This is a genomic window from Actinomadura geliboluensis (assembly GCF_005889745.1).
Taxonomy (GTDB): Bacteria; Actinomycetota; Actinomycetes; order Streptosporangiales; family Streptosporangiaceae; genus Spirillospora; species Spirillospora geliboluensis.
This window is the reverse complement of sequence record NZ_VCKZ01000709.1, coordinates 1-1,803: the sequence shown is the minus strand read 5'-3', so window position 1 is coordinate 1,803 and position 1,803 is coordinate 1. Positions and strand designations below refer to the sequence as shown.

Annotated in this window: 3 protein-coding genes and 1 pseudogene; 2 read left to right on the top strand and 2 right to left on the bottom strand. The window is 69.8% G+C overall.

The window, feature by feature from the left end:
• Both ETD96_RS45630 and ETD96_RS43710 read right to left on the bottom strand, forming a co-directional pair.
• Positions 1-520: pseudogene (locus ETD96_RS45630) on the bottom strand (hypothetical protein); the annotation flags it as partial.
• On the bottom strand, positions 504-755 hold the full coding sequence (locus ETD96_RS43710; protein ID WP_138642342.1) for a small secreted hydrophilic protein: 252 nt from the start codon (positions 753-755) through the stop codon (positions 504-506). The gene ETD96_RS43710 and the pseudogene ETD96_RS45630, both read right to left, overlap by 17 nt.
• A gap of 119 nt (positions 756-874) precedes the next feature.
• Between ETD96_RS43710 and ETD96_RS43705 the strand changes: the two genes are divergently transcribed.
• Complete coding sequence (locus ETD96_RS43705; RefSeq protein WP_138642341.1) at positions 875-1,456, top strand: DUF4956 domain-containing protein; 582 nt, start codon at positions 875-877, stop codon at positions 1,454-1,456.
• The coding region (locus ETD96_RS43700) for a VTC domain-containing protein (RefSeq protein WP_138642340.1) at positions 1,453-1,803 on the top strand (351 nt) is incomplete at its 3' end. The genes ETD96_RS43705 and ETD96_RS43700, both read left to right, overlap by 4 nt.

Sequence of the window (1,803 nt, the reverse complement as noted above, 5' to 3'; positions counted from 1 at the left end):
CCTCCACCACCTCGTCCCGCTGCCGGTCGCGGAACTCGACCACGACCAGGGCTCCCCGCGCCGGATCGCCCGCCACCCGCACCGGCACGACCGCGTACCGGACGCGTCCCGCCGAACTGTCGGCCCACCCGTGAGCGGGACGCTCCTCCCGGGCGACCCGTGCGACGAACGCCGCGTCACGATCCAGCCGCGCGGGCGGCGGATACGGGCTGCGCCGGTCGGCGCGGCCGTCGACGACCGTGAAGAACGTCTCCTCCTCGTCCGGGAGGTTCTGGGCGAGGTAGGCGGTCAGCAGCGTCCGGACGTCCCGCGCCTCAACACCGCCCTGGGCGTACTCACGCAGCTTCGCGGCCTCATGCCCCAACTCCTCGTTGACCCGCTCGTCCAGCCGGGCCGACTGCACCGACCAGGTAACGAACACCGACCCGCCCAGCGCAAGCGTGACCAGCAACAGCATCCACCCAACGATGCGGGCGCGCGCGCTGACGCCATGCGTCCCGGCCTCAGTCGTCGTCGGCATCGTCGTCATCGTCGTCGCTGTCCGGCGGACGCGGCGGCGCGACGGGCCGCACCGTCCGCTCCGGCGACGGCCGCGCCGACCTGGACACCGTGGGACCGCTGGACGCGGGCGACACCCGCACGGTGTCGCCGAGCCGTGGCGGTGCACTCGTCTGCGCATGAGCGAACGCGGCGGCAAGACCTAACGTGACGAGGGCCGCCGCGCCCGCACCGGCGATCGCCGCTCGGGTGGCCATCCGCCCACTATCCCCCCGAGCCCGCGCCCAGGCGACGCGTCGCGGATGAGAACCCTCTCATGAGAACGCCCTAACAGTGCCCTCACCGCGGCCTCATCCCCCCGCGCCAGCCTGACCTCATGCGCGACGACATCCTGTACGGCCTCACCGCGGACCTGCTGGCGATCGGAGTACTGGCGCACCTGATCTACTTCAGGCGCCACCGCAGGCGCGACCTGCAACTCGCCTACATCGCCGTCAACGCCGGCGTCTTCACGGTCGTGTCACTCCTCCTGGTCCAACGAGCGGACCTGGCCATCGGCTTCGGCCTGTTCGGGGTGCTGTCGATCATTCGCCTGCGCTCCAGCGCCCTCACCCAGGAAGAGGTCGGCTACTACTTCATCGCCCTGGCACTCGGGCTGGTCAACGGCCTGGCCGCCCAAACCCCATGGCTAGCGCTGACCCTCGACACCGTCCTCCTAGCGGTCATGTACGCCGCAGACCACCCCCGCCTGGCACCCCGCACCGAACACCGCCTCATCACCCTCGACGTAGTGCACCACGACGACAGCGCACTACGCGCCGACCTAGAGAGCCGCTTGGGCGGCACCATCCTGCGCCAGTCAGTGACAGAGGTCGACTACGTCCGCGACGTCATGGTGGTGGACGTCCGCTTCCGCCGCGCAACCCACCGCACCGCTCTCACCCGGAGCCTCACATGAACCTGACGGCCTTCCCCGCAGTCGGCCTCCCCGAGGTACTGGCGCGCTCCGCACTACAACTCCGCCTAGACCGCAAGTACATCGTCCCCACCAACCTCATCCCCGCCCTACTCACCCAACTGACACCCACACACGCGGCCCTGGAAATCGACGGCCTCCGCACCTTCCGCTACACCTCGACCTACTTCGACACCCCCGACCTGCTCACCTACCGCCACCACCTGCAAGACAGACGCCGCCGCTACAAAATCCGCACCCGCACCTACCTGGACACCAGCGAGTGCATGTTCGAAGTCAAGATGAGCGGCACCCGCGAAGCCACCGACAAGCGCCGCCTCCCCCACGCC

What these genes read in the sequence shown, in the direction of transcription:
- ETD96_RS43705 (WP_138642341.1), top strand. Translation starts at nt 875, where the DNA reads ATGCGCGACGACATCCTGTACGGCCTCACCGCGGACCTGCTGGCGATC.
- ETD96_RS43710 (WP_138642342.1), bottom strand. Translation starts at nt 755, where the DNA reads ATGGCCACCCGAGCGGCGATCGCCGGTGCGGGCGCGGCGGCCCTCGTC.